Raw genomic sequence first — 20,602 nt, 5'->3', positions numbered from 1 at the left:
TTTGCCATGCGCACGCTCCAACCATCAAGGCGACACTTTCTCCGGGCCACAAGTTGCGGGTTCGGTGCCATCGCGCTGCAGTCGATGTTTGAGCAGCAGGCCGCTGCCAGCCCCGTGAGGACGGCAGTTGAATCTAGAGGGAGGTCGCCTCTCGCCACCCAACCTCCACAGTCACCAGCCAAAGCCAAACGCATCATCTTTCTGTTCATGGCAGGTGGCCCTTCGCAGATGGACCTCTACGATTACAAACCACTTTTGGCGAAGAGGGCCGGTCAGAAGTTACCGTATTCGTTACCGGAGACCGAAGCAACAGTAGGTCTTGAAGACACGCGACTGCTGGGTCCAATCGCAGGTTTCGGACACCAGGGTGAATCGGATCTCTACATGAGTAACCTGCTACCCCACACAGCAAAGCACGCGGACGACTTGTGTGTTCTGCGGGCCGTCCAGGCCGACAGCCCCAACCATCCGGTGGCGATTCGACAACTCCACACAGGCAATCTGTTTGACGTCGTTCCTTCAATGGGCGCGTGGCTCTCCTATGGATTAGGAACAGAAAACCAAAAACTCCCGTCGTACATCACGATTCTGCCTCAGGAAGGCGAGCCGAACTTCAGCAGCGCATTCCTACCCGCGATCCACCAGGGTACGGCAATCCAACACGTAGAATCCTCTCCTGACAAAGCTCCCATCCGCCACCTGACCGATGCAAGCCTGCCTGCCAGTGTCCAACGTCACCGAATCGATCTGATTCAACAGCTGAATCGCCAACAACTTGAACGATTGAACACAGATCAACAAATGGAAGGTGTCATCGAGTCATTTGAACTCGCCTTTCGGATGCAAACGGAAACACCACGTCTTGTCAACTTTGCCGAAGAGTCAAAAGAAACATTGGCCCTCTACGGTGTTGGTGAAAAACCGACCGACCAGTTCGCAAAACAATGTTTGCTCGCCCGTCGATTTGCGGAAGCCGGCGTTCGATTCGTCCAAGTTTCGCTCGGTGGTTGGGATCATCATGGTAATATTAATGGCGGTCTCCGAAAGGAGTGTTCGATCTCGGACAAACCCGTCGCAGGGCTTCTCACCGATCTAAAACGACGAGGCTTGCTCGAAGACACACTCGTACTTTGGGGCGGAGAATTTGGACGAACTCCCCACACACAAATTCTAGACGGTAACAAGCAGAAGCCCGGCCGAGAACACAATCATCACGGATTCACCATGTGGATGGCCGGAGGTGGAGTCAAAGGCGGCCTCACCTATGGCAAAACCGATGACTTTGGCTACTACGGCGTGGAGAACCAGGTCCACATCAACGATCTTCACGCCACCATGCTTCACCTCATGGGTCTCGATCACGAGAAACTGACCTTCGAACATCGGGGGCGTCCATTCCGCCTCACGGATGTGGCAGGCAATGTAGTGAAGGAAATCATAGCATGAACCACCCCTCTCCATTCGCACAAATGGTTGGCGAGATTCGAGACGATTCGACCTTGAGCTAACAATGAAATTTCACAAACAGGCAGCCATGCCCCTCATCGACAAAAAACGAATTGTCAACACCATCGGCCTGTCTTTACTGCGTCAAATGGCAATCCATCAAGAAGGAACAAGCAACATGCAAACACTTTTAAAAGCGATGAGTCTGTTGCTCGGACTACTCACATTTTGCTCCACGACACAGGCTGCTGATCTCATCCCTCTACGGGCCGGCCCCGTCACGATGGTCTTTGACGCTGACAATGTGTTTCTCCGTTACATCCGGGTAGGCTCCCATGAAATTTTGCGCGGCATCAACGCGCCGATCCGCAACCAAAATTGGGCAACGATCTCTCCGCAGGTATCGCATCTCAACGTCGAGAATCATGGCGACAGCTTTGCAGTCACGTTTGATGCCACATGCCAACAAGCCGACATTGATTTTCGCTGGCAAGGCACGATCACAGGCAGCAAAAAGGGAGTCGTAGAATTCACCTTTGCTGGCGAAGCGTTTTCCACCTTTAAGCGAAACCGAATTGGTTTCTGCGTGCTGCACGGACCATCCGCCGCTGGCCAGCCTTGGCAGCTTGAATTGGTGGACGGCAAGAAGGTCGGAGGACAATTTCCAGACTTCATTTCAGCTCACCAGCCCGCGAAAAACCTGCGGGCCATCACACATCAAGTTGCGCCGTTTCTCCAGGCCCGCGTCGATTTTGAAGGCGAGATTTTTGAGATGGAGGATCAGCGCAACTGGACAGATGCTTCTTTCAAGACTTATTGCACTCCCCTCGCACTTCCTTATCCTGTCGAAATCCCCAAAGGGACAAAGATCTTCCAAAAAATCCGGATTAGCCTCGCCGGCAAGGCTCTCCAAAATCCACAAGAACCTTCATCGCACACCCTGCTCACCGTGGAGAAAAGTAAATCCCCAATTCCACGACTTGGCCTGCAGATTTCGAACGAATTCAAATCCCTCACGGACAAGCAACTGGAGCAACTCAAAGCGCTGAACCTTGATCATCTCCGGGTCGACCTTAACCTATCGGACAAATCGTTTGTCGATCAACTTCAACGAGCCAATGCCCAATCGAAAGAGTTGGGAGTTTCGCTGCAAGTGAGTCTGGGGCTTGGCAAGTCGCCAAATTTCGAAAAGTTGCTGAAAGAAATCAAGAAACTTCAGCCAAACGTTTCATTCTGGCTCGTGAGAGGTGGCGATCCGGCAGATTTTGAGCGAGCACAAGCAGAGCTAACCTCCGTTTTAGGGACCGCGAAGCTTGGTGTAACGCGTGCCACCAACTTTGTCGACCTGAATCGAGCTCACCCCGAGGGCGATTCCATTCAAGCGGTCGGTTTCGCGATTACCCCACAAATACACGCCTTTGATCATGCATCCATGGTTGAGACACTTCCAATCCAAGCGGATGCGGTCAGAAGTGCTCGCGAATTTTCTGCAGATCGCCCTCTCGTTATTGGGCCGATAACGCTCACACCACAACTTCTCGATGGAGTTGACCAGCCGGGAGGACCGCCCCAAGGAGGTCCGCTACCGACCTATATCGACAAGCGGCAAGTGGAACCGTTCACAGCAGTCTGGACACTGGGAAGTGTCAAACATCTGGCAGACGCCAGTGCCCACTCAGCCACATTCTTCGAAACTATCGGCTGGAACGGAATCATGGACGCTAATGATGTCTCGGCACGGCCGCAAGCGTTTCCATCGCGGCCCGGCAAACTGTTCCCTGTCTATCAGTTGTTACGAGAAATTGGCGAGTTCCAAGGTGGGTCGGTACAAAAAATCAATTCTTCGAACGACCTCTCAGCGGTGGGACTCGCATTACGCAAGCCTGGTCACATGCGAGTGCTAGTGGGAAACCTGACCGGCGAATCGCAGACAATTACATTACGAGGAATTAGCGGTAAAGCAGTGACGGTCCAGCTACTAAATGGCCAAGAAATCCAGGCGACACCAGAACTTGCAATCAGTCTACCACCCTATGGGATCGCTCGCATTAATCGGGTGGTTGATTAATGAAACCCAATTCACGACTTTTCTTTCAACTGTTTGGCTTTTGCTCCGCAGTCAGCACGATCATCTTTGCCAATGCTTGGGCTACCAGCAAAACTTCGTGGATGGGCCCCGCGTTGACTGCCAGTTTACTTTTCCTTGCACTGGCGGCGGCGGCGGGAGAAGGGCTGCTACGACAGCTGGCTTTCACGATCTGGATTGTAACAGCCGTCGTTGTCGGCATGGCCTTTCACGAATCATTCATCACGTTCCCCCGTTGGTTCTTCGGATTGGAGAATCAAAAAATGAACGTGCTGTTCATTCCGATCCTGCAAATCATCATGTTCGCAATGGGAACAACACTAAGCTGGACGGACTTTATGCGGGTTTTCAAGATGCCAACGGGCATCTTCATCGGACTTGCCTGCCAGTTCACAATCATGCCATTGATTGGCTTTGGCCTTGCCAACTCATTCGGATTGCAGCCTGAAATCGCCGCTGGACTTGTGCTGGTGGGCTGCTCGCCAAGTGGGTTGGCCTCAAATGTAATGGCGTTCATCGCCAAAGCAAATGTCGCGATGTCCGTTACCATCACCGCCTGCTCCACATTGCTCGCTCCCCTGCTAACGCCGCTGTTGATGAAGGCACTTGCGGGTGAAATGGTCAACATCAATGCCCTTGCAATGATGTGGACCATGACCAAGATTGTGCTGCTTCCAGTCCTGGTCGGCTTGCTTTTCAATCATTTCGTCTACCATCGCCTGAAGTGGCTCGAACGAGTGATGCCGATGGCTTCAATGGTCGGCATCCTGATCATGACGGTACTGACGGTCGCCATTGGACGTGACAAGCTAATGCAGGTCGGTCCTCTGTTAGTTCTCGCCTGTCTTGTTCATAGCACGTCTGGATTTACACTTGGCTACTTTGTCTCTCGACTGCTGGGAAGAGACCCACTCACCTGCCGAACCATCTCGCTCGAAGTCGGCTTGCAGAATTCCGGCCTGGCGGCCGGCCTCGCTGCAACACTCCAAAAAGTCGCTACACTCGGCCTCGTGCCCATCGTGTTTGGTCCTGTCATGAACATCGTTGCATCGATCCTCGCCAACTGGTGGAGATCGCATCCGATAACATTGGCCGATGAAGATTTGAATCGTGAGTAACTGATCCGCAACCGCAGTCAACGAGCCCCCCCCCAGCAGCACACCAACACCCGATGAAACAGTCAGGAAATCATGAAGACACAGGCACTGAGACGCTTTCGAACCAAACTGTCAGAGAACGAGCCCGTTTATGGACTCTGGGTGACGCTCGAATCCGCAAGCATCACGGAGATGGCGGTTGCCCTCGGAATGGATTGGGTCGTGATCGATGCCGAGCACGGATATCTCGACTGGAAAGAGATTAATGAACACATCCGAGCCGGATTGCGAAGCGACACTGTCGTCCTGGTTCGGTTGGCTGAACGGAGCACCTCTCTCACCAAGCGTGCTCTCGACATCGGCGCCGATGGTGTCGTAATCCCCTGGGTGGAAACCGTCGAACAACTCGAAGCAGCGATCCGCGACTGTCGTTATCCCACAGAAGGCCGGCGAGGCATTGGCGGCGAGCGAGCGACCGCATGGGGCCAATGCCTTGCCGAACATACGTCCGAAGCAAATGAACACGTGATAGTCGTCCCACTGATCGAAAGCATTGCGGCCATCCCCAATGTACCCGCAATGTGTGAACTCGACGGCACGGACATGCTGTTTTTCGGACCTGCCGACTTCTCTGCCACCGCCGGTTTTCGAGGGCAATGGGAAGGCCCTGGCATTGCCGAACAGATTCTCCAATTAAAAGACACAATCCGAGCAGCAGGTAAACATTGTGGCGTGATGACAACCAGTATCGACAATCTTGTCGAACGGCGAGAGCAGGGATTCCAAATGCTGGGTGTCGGTGCTGACAATGGCTTACTGCTTCGATCGATTCACCAAGCCCTTCAGGCTGTCGATCGCGATCGATCAGCTGCCCCTAGCCTCGATCCGGCCGATGGTCGGGAGGTCCGCTTACCACTCTCGGAACCTCCCAAGGGCAGCACCCCTGATCGCAACGAAGCTGTCAGCTCCGTCGGCGATCAGGAAAGCGTCGAGCTGGCACCGGGCGTCATGCTGAATGTTCTGGTGGGTGAATTCAATGGCGCTCGGCAACTGATGACGGGCATCGTAACGGCACAGCCTGAGGCAATCCTCCCCTACCACACGCATCCGTGCGGTGAATCAATCACGGTGCTGGAGGGCGCTGCAGAAATAGCTGTGGACGGTCGGGTTTACCATTTAAAGCCGCTCGACAACATCACGATTCCACGCTGGTTACCCCATCAAGCCCGTAATCCAGATCCAAATCACGTGGCACGTCTTCATGTTACACTCGCGATGAGCGTCCCCGAACGCGAGTTGGTCACTCGGGCATTCAACTCAAACGATATGCCAGCCGACTCCTGCGGTGAGCCTGGGTTCGAGCGAGTCACTCGGTTTGCCACCACGACACGCACCGGCGGTCTCGGCCCAGGCGTAGAATTCATTGATTACTTCAATGCCGATTTGCTGCCTGGAATTGAAATGAGCGGTGGTTTCGCACGTATTGCCCCAGGCGGACGCTTGCCCGATCACCTGCATGATTTTGACGAATCAATCTGTATTATTCGAGGTAGCGCCCACTGCTTGGTCGAAGGCCGACAATATTCACTCGCTCACTGTGACACGGCGATGGTTCCTCGTGGTAGGGTTCACTATTTCACCAATGAGTCAGATGAATTGATGGAAATGATCTGGGTCTACGCCGGCCCCATGCCTGAACGGGTCGTCATCCGTCCTGGTTTCGTACGAGAACCGATCTGCTAGAGTTCCCGTTTTGGACCAGCCCACGGCTCCATTTTGCGACTCAAGTGTGCTACAAATTCAAATGTGCTACGAATTACGGTGGCAATCTGTAAGCTCCGAGAAGAAAACGAATTTATGACACAACCCAGCCTTTCTCCATTCAACATCGCTCTGACAGCCGACTTTTACAACGAAGCTGGTGAGCCACGCTATGCAGACCTCGGGCTCAATCAGTTCGAAGGGCACGATCACATCGGTCTTGCGAAATTCAGCGAGCATCGCGGCGAAATCACCCCTGACCAACTCGCAGGCTATCACGCGGCACTTGTTTTGACTCCCAAGGTAACAGCCAACTCACTGGCTGACAGTAAGGATTTGTTGGCGATCAGTCGCTTCGGAGTTGGCTATGACACGGTCGATATAGCAGCCTGCACCGCAAATGATGTGCTGGTCACAATCACTCCCGGAGCGGTCGATCGGCCTGTCGCCGAAGCGACCATTGGCTGGATGCTAGTCCTGACCCATAACATGTTGCAAAAAGATCGTCTCGTTCGAACCGGTCAATGGGATGAACGCAGCCACCACATGGGCTGCGAACTTCGCGATCGAACTCTCGGCGTCGTAGGACTTGGCGGTATCGGGAAAAAACTTGTCGAGCTATTACAAGGCTTTGGTATGCGACAGCCCATCGCATTCGACCCATTTGTATCCGCAGAAACTCTCGCTGAAACCGGCGCGCGACAGGTGGGTTTGGAAGAACTGCTCGCAAGTTCGGACTTTGTTTCACTCCACTGTCCACTCAGTGATCAGACACGGGGACTCATCGGATCCAAAGAATTGGAACTCATGAAACCGAGTGCTTACTTGCTGAATTTGGCACGAGGCGGCATCGTGGACGAGGACGCGCTCTACGATGCACTTGCCAACCATCACATTGCCGGCGCCGCACTCGATTGTTTCGAGAATGAACCCGTCATCTCGCCTCACCGCCTAAGCGAACTGGAGAACGTAATCCTCGCACCGCATTCAATCGCCTGGACAGAGGAACTCTTCCGGGACATTGGCCGAACTGCTTGTCAGTCTCTACTCGACCTTTCTCTGGGCCGCCGTCCAGCCGGGGCCGTCAATCCCGAGGTCTTTGACAAGCCGAGCTTCATGACCAAATGGGAGCAAGCCAAGCTTGCCCACCAATAAAACAGAAATTCATATTTTGAAACGAACAGTGCCTTTTCCGTCTTCAGTCCAATTGGCCAGGGACTATATGCTCTCCGCATCACTCGCTCAGATAATATAACTCGGCGCTGGTTTCCGCTTGGCCCAGCCTCTGTTTTTGGTGAGTTGGATTAAAAACGACCCACTCAACATGATCGGGTTCTAACTCCAATCGCAGCACGGAGGCTTGGGCATCATCTCGTACAACTTCAATGCCTGACGCATGTGCCGTCGCCTGAATCCGATTCTCATAGGCAGCTTTGGTGTTGGGATTTGGGTTGTTCGAAATGGGAAGTGAACGATAAGGTCGATGCGGATAATAAACCTGAGTAAAAACCAGTTCGTCGCCAATCTGAGGGCGTCCCTGCCAAACATAACGAACTTGATTAGGACAACCAATTGCCCGTGGGTCATCAACAAGTCGGTCCACCATCTGCAGTCGACAATCATCTCGCGGAGCAAACCAGACAAGCAAATCAACAGGCGGCGATTTCGCACTGCGCGTTCCATTTGCAGCTACCGGTTGGTGAACAAACGTATTGGCCCAGTGATTTCCGATCTGAGGGCCAATGTTATGAGTATTCCATAACGGCGCCACTCGTGCAGAAAAACTTTCTTCGAATGCTACTGATTCCCGCGTTGCCAAAAAACGATTCTTTACGAAAACAATCTCGCGTCGATAGTTGACCGGCAAGCCATCCATGTTACGAACACAAATCGTTGCGTAAGTTGCAGCAGCTGTTTCCTTGAAATAGGTAACTTCTGACTGAATATCAGGCATTTCGCGAGATCGCCAGAACTCGTTGATCCGCATTTTTTCTGGATGAAATCGTCGTTGTACCGTCGAGTCAACATCCTCAATCAGGAGGCGATTTTCGACAGACGCACCCTTGCTAGTAACAACCTGTGTGAACGGCGATCCCCATCGATTCAGCCCCATGATTCCGCCAGGATTTGCTGGAAAACTTGTGGGGTGTAACTCAATGAGACCGAACAAATCTCCCCTTCCCCATCCGCTTCGCAGGACCAATTTGTCCGGCCATTCCTTCCCAGTCAAATACCAACTGCAACAGATATGACCAAAGTTTTCACGCGGATCCGCGTTTCCCAGCAAACGTTCGGTGACTTCTTTGTTCGTGTGCGGAATCCGTATCGCCTCGACGCGTGTCGTCCAAAGTGAATCCGGAGATGGTTGGACTGGCTTGACAGAGTCATCAGCAAATAGATAGGCAAGCGCGATCAGCCAATTCGCACCAGCATCAATCCGGTAAGACGAATCACCATTGGACAAAGCGACATCGTTCGACTGATAACGCAAATAATTCAGCAACTTAGCCGCAGCAAAACGAAAGCGACCGTCTCCTGTTTTGGCAGCAAGGCGTTCCAACATCGCGATTCGATAATCGGCTGTGCTATTCCAGCCTCCATTCGGCCCGTACGGATTGATCAACCCATCCGGACCAACTTCAACCAGCAGCCGTTCCCACAATCGTTTCACTCCTGGATCCGTGTAGGCACGGTCATCGCTCGTCCATTGATCTGCTCCGCAGGCCAAAATGATTAACGGCCCCATCATGTAGCCCGTATCGTTTTGCGGGACGTCCTTCATTCGCCAAAAGTCGTTGAAGACCAGTTGCGAATAGTGGGCCCATTGTTTCGCTTCGGGAATATCGGGATACCAGGCGGCGGCTCGCCCCTTCGCATAACCTTCCGGCATCGAGCGGTGACAGGCCCCTCGCCATTCAACCGGCTCGGAATCCCATACGTGGAGATTACGACAGTAAAATAACCATAATTCACGAAACCATTCGTCATCCGCTTGCATCGCACTTTGGGCAAGAAGCTGCTCGCGATAAATGGGAATCAAAGCCGCAGGATGTTCGAATTGCCAAAACCATTTTCGGTCGCTGACTTGCCGCTTCATCGCTTCATGAAAATCACGCAACATCGCGATGCAGGCATCTGACCACTTCCGCTCGCCGGTCTGAGCAAATTTGGCCAAAACCGGCAGGAATACTTGAGGCCCACTCATCCCATGCCGAGGATTGCTGGCGATCTGGCTGGGATTCATCGCGTCAATACATTGCCTATAACTGTCGCGGCTGACCTTGTCCTGTGGAATCGGATAGAAATGCGGGTCGTCAACGTTGGTTTGACCAAACCGATAGCGTTCAACATCAATGTGATAGCGAGCCGGAACTCCAATCAGTTCCGGCTGCTTCGCCTTCATTTCGTCCGGCTGCTGAGCAAAGCCGACACGGAGAAACAATAGCAAACCGCAGATTAGGCCGATGATCGGTGTTGGTTGCACCCACCACACCGAAGCCCGTTTTCGCTGACAATCCTTCATCTTATTTCTCATCGAAAATTTGCTGTATCCGCTCATCACTTGGTTCTTTCATCCAACAACTGTACTTTTGCCTTAATCTGATTATTTTCAATGGCAATTGTTCGAACTTCAGCACCAATCACTACACCAGTCTCCTGTCTGCCGCTCCCCGTATCTTCGATGACATTGTCTCGAATGATTGTGCCGTTGGTCGCTCCATCAACAAACAGTCCCCAGCCAATATTGTCACGAACCTGATTGTTTTCAAAGGTAATGTTGTGAGCGGCCATCGGCTGCGTTTCTTTTCGCCAGTAAACACCACCTTGTTTATTTCCCACAATGGTGTTGTTTCGGACAAAGTTGTCACTGTCTTTATGCCCGATCGACATGCCGTAACCACCGTTTCCCTCCAACCAGTTTCCTTCAGCGACACCACCGCGAACTCGCCAGCAAAAAAAGAAGCCGTCCTCGTCATTACCGGTCGCGCGGCAATTCGTGACAGCAGGACGCTGCGAGCCACTACCGGGATGAAGTCCGAAGCCGGCACAATTCGTCACAATGCACTGATCCACCTTGACGTCGTTCGACTGCTGAAAACTGATCCCGTCCCCTTGATAGTCGCGTACTTGGCAATCGAGAATCACACAATTGTCACCCCGGTAGAGAAAAATACCCGCCGTGCGGCAGCCGTCCACCTTCGTCGGATTATTTGCCCGATTGCCATCAACGGTCAGTCGCTCGACCCGCGCATCTTGAAGATTGTAGCCACTGATGACAGGGTGAATCGTCGCTGCAAAACCACCATCCGCAACCATGACATCCGCGTTCATGGGGCGGCTTAAGGTAAAATAGTTGCCTTTTCCATTGAGAATCGTGGCACAAACACCATGAAAGTTCCGTTGTTTTTTCGACGCAACATAAACACCTCGACCAAACTCGAAACCATCCGTATCCCGAACCGTAATTGCCGCTTCCCCAAAATCTCCATCGAGAACCAACGGTGTGCGGTATTCACGGTCTTTCTTCAAAACCGTTTTTTCGCCAGCCCCTCGAACCGTGACGCGACTGCGCAAGTGCAACGAATCTCTCATCAAGTATTCACCCGGGCGAATTTCAACTGTCCCGCCCCCGAGACTCCCCACGTAATCGACAGCAGCTTGGAGAGCCCGATTATCGTTCCCAAGAATATCCGCATTCGAGTTGCCTACGCTGATGCGAATGGCCGGACGCGACTGAAGCTCATTTTCAGGATGACGTCGGCCGCCTTCTTGTGCAGAAATAGAATCCGAGAGGCAGTACACCAGCAGGAACAAAATGAGTCTCGTCAACAGAACATTTTTACTGAACATGGGTAAACACTCGTGCAGTTGAAATGACGTTATCGTTGTTAGGAAAGAGCACACCACATCATCGGGGCGCCGTCTCCATTTCAAGCAATCACTTGCGTTGTGGATTCGACTCCAAGACGACTAGTATACCGCATGAAAAAACACCAGGTGAAAGCCGTGGCAGATCTGCTACTGATGATAATTACAAGAAGACCGAATTGCCCGAAGAGAATTCGAAAGTTCTCCCTTCCTGCCGGTCGCATTGCGAGTATCGTCGACATCAGCAAACCGCCCGAGGATATTGCGAATTCGGATCTCAAAGCAGACGGTGCAAACTTCCATTTCAAGTTGGCGGATAGTTGCCGTCTGATTTTCACACCTCTGCAAGCCGAAGCCGCAAAACGAGTAGGACAATCAACCCTTGATGGCGCCGTATCGATTCCCATCGTCAAACTCGCTGAAATAGAAGTTGGCAAGGTTGAACAAGAAGGATTTGTGTCCTTTTTCACCAACGACGTTGTTCGTCCGAGCACGGAACTTCGATTCAAACAGAAACCCTGACCCGGATCGGCTCCGTCCATCTTAATGAGCACGACAAGCGTACCCCCGTACCGTGCTCGAACCGAAATACTCCTCGGTACGCACGATCCAGTTTGCTACAATAAGCATTCGTGTTCAACTTCACTCGTCCACTTTGGATCCATGTTGTCCAACTACGTGTTGGATACAAGCTAATCTAGGAGGCAACTGTGTCATCCCTACTTATCGGCCTCCTAATGGCGATTCTTCCCGGGACCACTCGGAGCAATGACGAAGCGAAAAACTGGCCGCAATTTCGTGGTCCGAGTGGAGACGGCCACGCTCACCAGCAATCTGCCCCCATCGATTGGGATGAGCAAACCAATATTGCTTGGAAGATTTCGATTCCTGGAAAAGGACATTCGTCGCCTGTCATCCGAGGAGACCAACTTTGGTTGACCACGGCTCGCAATGAAGGACAACAGCTCGACGCAATCTGTATCGACATCAAAACGGGATCAATCATTCACCATCGCAAATTGTTCGAGAATGTCACACCGCAGCCGACCCATTTACAAAATAGCCACGCATCCCCCACACCGGTGATCGACCAGGAACATCTCTATGTCCACTTTGGCAGTTATGGTACCGCCTGTCTCGACACAACATCTGGCCGGACCCGTTGGATCCGCAACGACCTGGTTGTGGATCACCGACACGGCCCAGGTTCATCACCCATCCTGGCCGACAATCAATTGGTTTTGCAGTTCGATGGCATGGACATTCAGTTTCTGATTGCGTTGGACAAAAAGACCGGCCGGACGATTTGGCGGCAGCAGCGAGATATTGCCTACAACTCGGACAATGGCGAACGAAAAAAATCATTCTGCACACCGCTTTTGATCAGCCACGATGGATCGAAGCAACTTGTCACAACGGCGGCACGCTCGGCAATCGCTTACAATCCCGCCGATGGCAATCCACTTTGGCGAGTTCGCTTTCTGGGTGATTCTGCCACGGCTCGCCCGGTATTGGGGAACGGCATCATTTACCTAACGACCAGTTGCATCGATGCCAAGATGCTCGCAATCAACCCCACGGCCCGAGGTGACATCACCGACACCGGGGTCATTTGGCGTCTGAAAAAGGGAGTTCCTCAACGGCCTTCGCCCCTGTATATCGACGGTCTCTTGTACTGCATCCACGACAACGGTGTCTTGACATGCCGTGACGCCAAGACAAGCAATTCGATCTGGCGGAAGAGAATTGGTGGCAACTACGCCGCGTCACCTATTTACGCCGACAATCGAATTTACATTGTCAGCGAATCGGGCAAGACATTCGTGATCGCCCCGGGGCAACGCTATCAATTGTTAGCTGAAAACCAACTGGACGATGGCTGCTTTGCTTCACCGGCGGTTGCCGACGGTGCAATCTTCCTACGAACGCGAAACCATCTGTATCGAATTGGCGGATAGGCAAGCACCACTTCCTAATTTGCGTCACATGCTTTTCGGACCCAAGAGAGCAATCCAAATCCTCGCAAACAGAAAATCGTCAACAACCGATGCTTGATATGCAAATCGGGCAAACAGACAATCGGCATTATTGAATCGTCAGTCACTTGACGCCAACCCTTATATCGAGAAAAAACCACAATGAAACGGCAATCCCATAAGCTGCACTCAAGCGTTCCTATCATATTTGCTGTCGCAATGATCTGCATTTGCACTACACACGCGGTCGCCGATAAGACTCTCCAGCGAAGATTTGGTCCCTTCATTGGCAACTGGACCGGTCAATCAAAAGCATTCGGAGGTTTTGAAGGTACGACGGAAGAAGGCGAACTTGAGTGGAACATTCGTTACCGCTGGTTATCGGAAAAGACGGCTGTCGAACAAACATGGCAGGTCAACTACAAGTCGAGCAAGAAGAATTTCAGCACTGGCACGGAAGTCATTTTCCTAGACGCGAAAAATGATGAACTGAAGGTGATTAGCTTCGGGCTGGATGGTGACGTGCAGTGGTCAAACAGCGGAACAGTCAAGTTGATCAAGAAAGGTCATGAATTGACCCTTGTCGAAAATACCGTCAACGGCACCCTGTCAAAGTATTCGGTCAGGAAAACCAAAAAAGATCGGAACACCTTGACGATCGAAATGCCGAGTCGTGTGATCAACGACAAAGAATTTACTCCCATTCCCGCCATCGAACTTAAGCGAAAAAAGGGTCCGGGGTTTGCTGCAGCACAAAATCGAAAAATGACTGAGACTTTCTTCAAATATCTGCTGACGGACGCCATCCAGATCAAGCCAATATTACACGACGATTTCACTTTTACGTACATGGGAAAAATCAAAGACACACTCGTCCCTTATGGGGTGCCCTATGACCGAGAATCCTTTTTCACCAAGTGGCTCCCCCATATCGGCAAAGCGGTCCCCAATGGGATTACCCTGAAAACGATTGATGTCATCGCTGATAAGGACGGAGTAGCCGTGCTTCAAAAAGGCAATTCCGACGCCAAATATGGCCCCTACAACAACGACTACGTCTGGGTCTTCAAGTTCAAGGACGGGAAAATCCTTTCCGTTGAGGAATACAACAGCGATTATCTCGTCGCGAATCGACTTTACGGAAAAGAGCTGAATTCCACCGACAAATAAGTGGAGTAGAAGATAACGGGCGGGGTCTTGGCCATTGCGGACTAAGATTCCGCCCGCCCTGATCTTTCTAGCCCCAGACGCTTTCACCTGTGAGCTCAGAAATCGATCCACTGCGTATCGATCTATCGCTCAGCAAATCCCAACACGTGAACATTTTGTTGAGCACCCGGTGTTCAATCGGGATCGATAAGCCGCTTGGCGTTTCCCTGTTGAATCGTATCCACCAGGACACCTCCCAATTCCGATTCACGTAATTTGAGCACCGCTGAATCGAAACAGAAAAACGGGAAATAGGAGCCGAACAGGATTCGGTCCAGCGGCACATTCTTCAAGAAGTTTTCTATTCCGCCGACGCCTTCAAGCATCGAAATCTCAAACCAAACGTTACCAGCAGCTATCAACTCAGCGGCTGCATCACCCGATAATGTTCGCAGTCCGTTCAGGACCACAAGCTGCAGCGCCGGGTATCTCTTTAGAATTTTGACGAGCGGTTTCGTGTCAACCGCTGCCACTCGCAACAGTCTATGCTGTGTACGTTCGTCTTCCATTCGAAGGACCAGTTGTATAACGAGACGATGCTGCTCGCACAGCGCGAACAATTCCTGAACGACGGGAATGTCCAACCCATAGCCATGATAGTTAGGATGGAGTCGGACCCCTGGCATACCATATTCTTCCACACATCGCCGTAGATCTTCTTGCCAGTCGGGAAGCATGGGATTGATCGTCCCAAAAGGCACCAGCAATCCCTTGCCATGCGTTTCGCATTCGTAGACGAGTTTTGAGTTAACCGCAGAAATATCGTTATGCAAAATCCCGTCAAACGAACCCACCCATGCAGCCTGCACTTGATTCTCTTTCAGCTTTGCTACCAGCAAAGGAGTTTCATCGCATGGCAACCGGCGAGTAGGCCATCGAGACAGATAAACATTCGAGTCGATAATCAAAACCGGACTCCCTTTTCGTTCAGAATGCCGGACAACATTCGCTTGAGATTTTGCCCAAGAACCAACCTTTTGGCGTCGTCGGGAATCTCAGCGCCTCGAACCTTTGCCAGCTGTGAGGCAAAACTGCGACCTCCGATGTCGCTTCCGTAAAGCACTCGTTCCGCACCTAATTCACGCACTGCCATTTCGAGAAAGCCAGCGGTTGGATCCGATCCTCCCGTTCCGATCGAAACATTCTTTGCGTGACGCACGGCACGAATCCCGAGTTCCCAATTACCGCCAGTATGTCCACAAATCATCGGTATATCGGGATGTCGCCCCGCCAATGCAACCAAATCATTCGGCGTTGATTCGCCGTCAAGATTACCCGTTGTCTTCTGCCAGGTGTGCTGAAAAACAACGGCCTTGTATTTCCAGGCACGTCGAACGATCAGATCGAGATTCTTATGGTCACAATTCATCGCAACCCAAAGTTTAATGCCCACCATCGGACCATCACGAATACAACGATCGATTTCTAACAAGCTTTCATCTAGATGATTGGGATTAATGTAGGCAAAGCCAAACGCGCGATCGTGCCAATGGGAAAGCGCTTGAATTACCTGATCGTTTTGCCGTCGAAACTCAGCCGGTGACGGGTTGGGGGCAAATGGGAATCCCATAAAAAAGACCAATCGATCGATCCCCATTCGATCCGCATATTTCATCAAAGTTGCAATGCGTTCATCAGGCGTTCTGCCCTCCACGCCTGACAAATGACAATGAAGATCCCAGATCATATTCCCCGTTCTACTTCCTCTTGCTCAACAAGTATGCGATCAGATCGGCCATCTGCTGCGGCGAAATATCTTTTTCTAGTCCTTCCGGCATGATGGAAATCCCAGAATTGCGAATTTCGTCAATTTCATTTCGAAGTAAGATTTGTGTTGTACCTTCCGCTGGACGCAGCGTAATGCTGGTCGAGGTCTCATCAGCGATGATACCCGTTAGTGATCGACCATCCCGGGTGAGCAACAGATATTGCATATAATTCGGAGACACCTCCCGATTTGGATCAAGCACGCTTACCAGTAACTCTTTCGGACTTCGATGCTGAACAGTTGCCAGATTCGGTCCTACCTCACCTCCTTCGTCACCCAATCGGTGACAATTGAGACACGCTCGCTTCAAAACGGCCTCACCACGTTTTGCATCTGCCGATTGCTGCAAGGCTTGCTGATATTTGGCGATGACCTCCTCACGCGGACTGGGCGAATCGGCCGCAAACAAGTTGATTGCCCGATCGCGAAAGGTCGGATCGGGACTTTTCATGTAGATTTGACGCCGAACTTCTGGAATGCGTGTGGCCGGGACGAGACGATTCTCGATAGCATCGAACACGGCGAGGCGCCAGTCTTCTCGCGTTAGCAAACGCGTCACCACTTCCGCTTGGAGTTCAGGAGTAAGTACCGCGTATTTCTCTAGCAGTAATCCCGCCACGTCAGGCTCGGAAAAGCCAGTCAATGTGTGGACTGCAGCACGCTGCAACTCGGCAGGCTGCCTCGCGTCAAGCAAGCTCGCCAAGCTTTTCTGAGCTGCTCGAAATCCACCCAAGCCCACCAGATCAATGGCTTGCAACCGATTCAGCATCTCACGATCCGAAGACAACACTGAACTGTGTGCCGCCAGCAACATCGTCTTCACCAGTTGACCACCCGCAGTCGTGTCGATTGCCAAATGGTCTAGATTGTTCCGCGTTCGTCGCAACCCCATACCAAGGTTGCTCACAACCTCAAACTCAACTAACGCTTGCACCGCTGCTTTCTTTGCACCCTGAATCCCAGCTCGATGATTTGCCAATGCTGTAAGGACTTCATTGAGGTCCTCCCAATCACCACGTGCACCGACACCAAACGCAAGTTGCCCCATCATCTGCCGACCGGCCTCGTCTGCTCCAAAGTCGGTGTCCTCTAACAAGTTCAACAAAAACGGCACACTCGAGTCGGAAAGAGAGCTAAGCACGGCAATGCGAGACCACGGCTCTGCCACATCTTGTTTAGCGAGTGAAATCAGAGCGGTCGTCGCCTGATCGCTCTGAATTTCTCCGAGCGTCAACGCTGCTTGAAATCGAACACGCCTGTTGTCATCGGACACCATGGCAAGAATCAACGGTAACAATTCGGGCTCTTGCTGCAACTGCGACTCACACAATCGTACAGCATGTTCGCGTACCTGCGGACTGGTATCAGCAAGGGCCACCTTAAGATCCTCACAGGAGAGATCCTTCAGCCCTTTCAGCGCCCAAAGTGCGTGTAGTCGCGCAACGGGAAGCGAACTGTGTCGCAACTTTTTCTGCAATAACGCAACTGCTGCAGAATCCTGGCGTTCAAAGATCAATCGATGTGCCGTATCGCGCCACCACGAATTTGGATTCTCCAACTCATCAACCAATGTGATGATGGTCGCAGATCCCAGACGCGGCGGACTCGGTTCTTGAAACCCAGCTCGATATTTGGGTGGAGTCAGACGAAAGATGCGTCCGCGGTCTCGACCACTCGTCAGGTCAAGCTGAGCTTTCAGATCATCCGGCATCGACCACGGATGTTCGATCGTCTCGCGGTACATGTCCAACACGTGCAACGTCCCATCCGGGGCGTTGATGAAATTGACAGGTCGAAACCAGTTGTCCGTTGAGGCCAGAAATTCAACGCGATCGTGTGCGCGAGCTGCCGTAAACCCGATCCCCATCGAGTCGATCTGATAGCGCATGACAAGGTTACCCGCAACCTCACCAATAAAGGCGTTTCCATAAAATTCTGAAGGATAGGCAGCGCCCCGATAAATCGTTACTCCACTACAAGAAGTGACGAAACCTTTTGCAACGGTTGAGTCGTACGGTGATTTGGTAGCCTGATTGGCAGCCAATCGGCGAGCTTTGATTGCTCGCCATGGTTCCGCGGGACTGATTTGAAAAACGGCAAGATCATCGCCGGACCTTGCCACATCGTGGATCGCGGACTGGACAGGAAGAAAAGCATTGCGTGCAAGGTAATGGGCCGGGAGAACAACCTGTTGCACCGGATTACGTATATTGCAAAGAAATCGATTTCCCCAATCGTCTCGAGTGTGACCGAATCGAGCCCCTCCCGAAACCAATTCAAATTGCTCGGACCGAGGATCAAAACAAAAGTCATTACGACCCAACCGAACTGGTTGCTCGTCGCGACGTAAATCATTCAAGTCTGCCTGGTTATCGATTGCTGAAACGGCAGAAATGCTGCCGCCGTTGCTTGATCCCGCAGCATAAATGCGGTGATCCAGTCCCCATTGAAGGTTATTGATTATCGCCTGAACATTATATTTCCGAAAGCCGGCGAACACCTTTCTGCGTACATCCGCGCGACGATCACCATCGAGGTCTTTCAGATACCAAATGTCAGGCGTGGCAGCAACGTAGAGCCCTCCTTTCCACAAAGCGATACCGGACGGCCATGAAAGCTTATCGGCAAAAATAGTCGATCGATCGAACTTCCCATCCCCATCGGTATCTTCCAGCACCCGGATCCGTCCGATCGAAGCGGAGGTTTGATCCGTCCAAGACTCGTCGTGCGACTTATCAGAGTAGGGATAGTCGTTCATTTCCACGACATAGCCTAAACCGTTCTCGTCATATTGCATGGCAATTGGATCCGTCACCAGAGGTTCAGCCGCAATCAATTCGGCTCGAAATCCATTTTGCAAACGCAGCGTATTGGCTGCATCAGCGGGTGCGGTTGCCGGCACGCGTTCTAGTGACTCGTTAACTACGTCACGGGGTGTGACGGAGTAAGCTCGCTGACTTGCGCCTGTCATCGCAACGACACCCACTAACCACATCGCGATATTGCGAACCTGAGGCACCAGCGTTCTCCGGCTGGAGCAAGAAAAATCTGAACGTATTTGCATCACTATTTTTTCACACAAGAAATTTTCGAGAGCCTTCAGAGCCTGCCGACTCCTTACAAAGCCAACCCCCATCTTATCACGATTCACTTGCGGAAACTGAAATCGAAATCGCTGGGCGAAAAAGATCCGCAGGCGTTGACACTGAGGGGACAACGCCGTCACAAAGATGAATGGAGGCATCTATTTTTTCAAGACGTTGTTGGAAATCTGTTCGGATTTCCGGCTCAAAGAGTTTCACTACCCTCTTTTTCATTCCAGGGCCAATCGATCTCCAAGTAGCGCCGCTAGATCAGGAAGATCGTAAAACTTGAGGGCCGAGGGCACAACGTGACTGATAACGTGAAGGTCGCGTGGTTGTGCTACCACATCTTCCACCCAGCTACTAATTGACTCCCGCAGCGTCAACCGATCGATGCGAGAATCCAAGCAGGCTGCGTGAAGCGCTACCGGCCCTGCTTTCCCGACACCGACAAGATCAATCTTCATTGTCTCCTCCATTTCCATCAGACGTGGAACACAAGACAACGCGGCCAGAATATCCTCGACACGTTGACCAAGCAACGTTTTACCCAGATGCATTGACCACATCGCGGGCCGGTGGTCGCCAGCTACATAAATGATCGGATTGGGAGGATCAGATGTTTCTCCACAACCGCGCAAATCGAGACTGAGCACAACCTGTCCGGACCGCACAAGTTTCTCGACCGGTCCCCCGGGGGAGGCCCCAAACGCCTTACCCGCCCCATCCACATAAAGAACTACCGGCGATTTCTCGACCGCTGGCACTGCCTGAGTCAGCAAGGCAGGAACAGCAACCTCACCTTCTCGACGCAGGATCAGTTTTTCAATCTGGTAATCACCGCGATCGATCAGACCACAACGTTCGATTTCGGTCGGACCGATCATTTCGGCAATGCCAGCCAATTCACGGACTTTCTTCAATGCATCAGAAATTTCGTGCGTTTGCCAGAAATCCTTACGTGCCGAAGCCAACTGGCGCGCTCGGCTCAGATTCAACGCGGCCACAGAGACTGCATCGGGAAACTCGCGAAGTACCTGCCCTGATTCTGTAACCCAAAGATCTTTTTCTTCGAAGGTAGCCAACTCGGGTTCTATCACGGGATTTGAATCGCCCAACAACCATTGCCGCATCCACTGCGTCGCCGCTTGACGGCGAGGTCGGCTGAATGAGTGCTTATCATTGAAGGAAAACATTTGCATGCGATCGGCCTGCCGCAGCAGATCATAAGTTGCCCGAGCCTCAGCGAACGTCTTCCGGGTAAACCGAATGTCTTTGTAATCCTGTTCAGCAGCAAGAATTATCGT

At 52.0% G+C, this 20,602-nt stretch carries 14 protein-coding genes; 8 read left to right on the top strand and 6 right to left on the bottom strand.

Annotated features, from left to right (window positions below; all coding sequences use genetic code 11):
- The first annotated feature begins 6 nt into the window (after nt 1-6).
- The 5 genes from P8N76_28370 (at nt 7) to P8N76_28350 (ending at nt 7,545) form a co-directional block, all read left to right on the top strand.
- Nucleotides 7-1,446 carry a DUF1501 domain-containing protein gene (locus P8N76_28370; protein MDG2385618.1) on the top strand — a complete coding sequence of 480 codons (1,440 nt, stop codon included), beginning with the start codon at nt 7-9 and terminating at the stop codon, nt 1,444-1,446.
- Between the two features lie 64 nt (nt 1,447-1,510).
- A complete protein-coding gene (locus P8N76_28365; GenBank protein ID MDG2385617.1) occupies nt 1,511-3,514 on the top strand; it encodes a hypothetical protein in 2,004 nt (667 codons plus the stop codon).
- Complete coding sequence (locus tag P8N76_28360; protein MDG2385616.1) at nt 3,514-4,650, top strand: bile acid:sodium symporter family protein; 1,137 nt, start codon at nt 3,514-3,516, stop codon at nt 4,648-4,650. Before P8N76_28365 ends, P8N76_28360 begins: the two co-directional genes overlap by 1 nt.
- Nucleotides 4,651-4,722: 72 nt before the next feature.
- Nucleotides 4,723-6,372: an aldolase/citrate lyase family protein gene (locus P8N76_28355; GenBank protein ID MDG2385615.1), complete on the top strand. Its 1,650-nt coding sequence runs from the start codon at nt 4,723-4,725 to the stop codon at nt 6,370-6,372.
- Nucleotides 6,373-6,486: 114 nt separating this feature from the next.
- Nucleotides 6,487-7,545, top strand: a complete 1,059-nt coding sequence (locus P8N76_28350) for an NAD(P)-dependent oxidoreductase (protein MDG2385614.1) — start codon at nt 6,487-6,489, stop codon at nt 7,543-7,545.
- 79 nt (nt 7,546-7,624) lie between these two features.
- On the opposite strand, the gene P8N76_28345 is transcribed toward P8N76_28350, so the two are convergent.
- Together P8N76_28345 and P8N76_28340 are read right to left on the bottom strand one after the other, a co-directional pair.
- A complete protein-coding gene (locus P8N76_28345; protein ID MDG2385613.1) occupies nt 7,625-9,913 on the bottom strand; it encodes a hypothetical protein in 2,289 nt (762 codons plus the stop codon).
- 35 nt (nt 9,914-9,948) lie between these two features.
- A complete protein-coding gene (locus P8N76_28340) occupies nt 9,949-11,241 on the bottom strand; it encodes a right-handed parallel beta-helix repeat-containing protein (protein MDG2385612.1) in 1,293 nt (430 codons plus the stop codon).
- A gap of 132 nt (nt 11,242-11,373) precedes the next feature.
- On the opposite strand from P8N76_28340, the gene P8N76_28335 reads away from it, so the two are divergent.
- From P8N76_28335 to P8N76_28325, 3 genes are all read left to right on the top strand, one after another.
- Entirely contained in the window at nt 11,374-11,781 is a 408-nt protein-coding gene (locus P8N76_28335; protein ID MDG2385611.1) for a hypothetical protein, read from the top strand.
- A gap of 188 nt (nt 11,782-11,969) precedes the next feature.
- A complete protein-coding gene (locus tag P8N76_28330; protein MDG2385610.1) occupies nt 11,970-13,217 on the top strand; it encodes a PQQ-binding-like beta-propeller repeat protein in 1,248 nt (415 codons plus the stop codon).
- A gap of 180 nt (nt 13,218-13,397) precedes the next feature.
- Nucleotides 13,398-14,405 (top strand): hypothetical protein, encoded by a 1,008-nt coding sequence (locus P8N76_28325; protein ID MDG2385609.1) that lies wholly within the window; start codon nt 13,398-13,400, stop codon nt 14,403-14,405.
- A gap of 173 nt (nt 14,406-14,578) precedes the next feature.
- On the opposite strand, the gene P8N76_28320 is transcribed toward P8N76_28325, so the two are convergent.
- The 4 genes from P8N76_28320 to P8N76_28305 form a co-directional block, all read right to left on the bottom strand.
- Nucleotides 14,579-15,352: an amidohydrolase family protein gene (locus P8N76_28320; protein ID MDG2385608.1), complete on the bottom strand. Its 774-nt coding sequence runs from the start codon at nt 15,350-15,352 to the stop codon at nt 14,579-14,581.
- Nucleotides 15,349-16,131: an amidohydrolase family protein gene (locus P8N76_28315; GenBank protein ID MDG2385607.1), complete on the bottom strand. Its 783-nt coding sequence runs from the start codon at nt 16,129-16,131 to the stop codon at nt 15,349-15,351. Before P8N76_28315 ends, P8N76_28320 begins: the two co-directional genes overlap by 4 nt.
- Nucleotides 16,132-16,141: 10 nt before the next feature.
- The gene (locus P8N76_28310; protein ID MDG2385606.1) at nt 16,142-19,231 is read right to left on the bottom strand and encodes a HEAT repeat domain-containing protein; all 3,090 of its coding nucleotides are present in this window, start codon (nt 19,229-19,231) and stop codon (nt 16,142-16,144) included.
- 294 nt (nt 19,232-19,525) lie between these two features.
- The coding region (locus P8N76_28305; protein MDG2385605.1) for a hypothetical protein at nt 19,526-20,602 on the bottom strand (1,077 nt) is incomplete at its 5' end.

The organism is Pirellulaceae bacterium (assembly GCA_029243025.1).
Classification (GTDB): domain Bacteria; phylum Planctomycetota; class Planctomycetia; order Pirellulales; family Pirellulaceae.
This window is presented reverse-complemented; position numbering and strand designations above follow the sequence as displayed.

Excerpts from the sequence above, each read along its gene's own strand:
- P8N76_28325 (MDG2385609.1), top strand. The coding sequence starts at position 13,398 with ATGAAACGGCAATCCCATAAGCTGCACTCAAGCGTTCCTATCATATTT.
- P8N76_28340 (MDG2385612.1), bottom strand. The coding sequence starts at position 11,241 with ATGTTCAGTAAAAATGTTCTGTTGACGAGACTCATTTTGTTCCTGCTG.
- P8N76_28370 (MDG2385618.1), top strand. The coding sequence starts at position 7 with ATGCGCACGCTCCAACCATCAAGGCGACACTTTCTCCGGGCCACAAGT.
- P8N76_28315 (MDG2385607.1), bottom strand. The coding sequence starts at position 16,131 with ATGATCTGGGATCTTCATTGTCATTTGTCAGGCGTGGAGGGCAGAACG.
- P8N76_28350 (MDG2385614.1), top strand. The coding sequence starts at position 6,487 with ATGACACAACCCAGCCTTTCTCCATTCAACATCGCTCTGACAGCCGAC.
- P8N76_28360 (MDG2385616.1), top strand. The coding sequence starts at position 3,514 with ATGAAACCCAATTCACGACTTTTCTTTCAACTGTTTGGCTTTTGCTCC.
- P8N76_28345 (MDG2385613.1), bottom strand. The coding sequence starts at position 9,913 with ATGAAGGATTGTCAGCGAAAACGGGCTTCGGTGTGGTGGGTGCAACCA.
- P8N76_28365 (MDG2385617.1), top strand. The coding sequence starts at position 1,511 with ATGAAATTTCACAAACAGGCAGCCATGCCCCTCATCGACAAAAAACGA.
- P8N76_28335 (MDG2385611.1), top strand. The coding sequence starts at position 11,374 with ATGAAAAAACACCAGGTGAAAGCCGTGGCAGATCTGCTACTGATGATA.
- P8N76_28355 (MDG2385615.1), top strand. The coding sequence starts at position 4,723 with ATGAAGACACAGGCACTGAGACGCTTTCGAACCAAACTGTCAGAGAAC.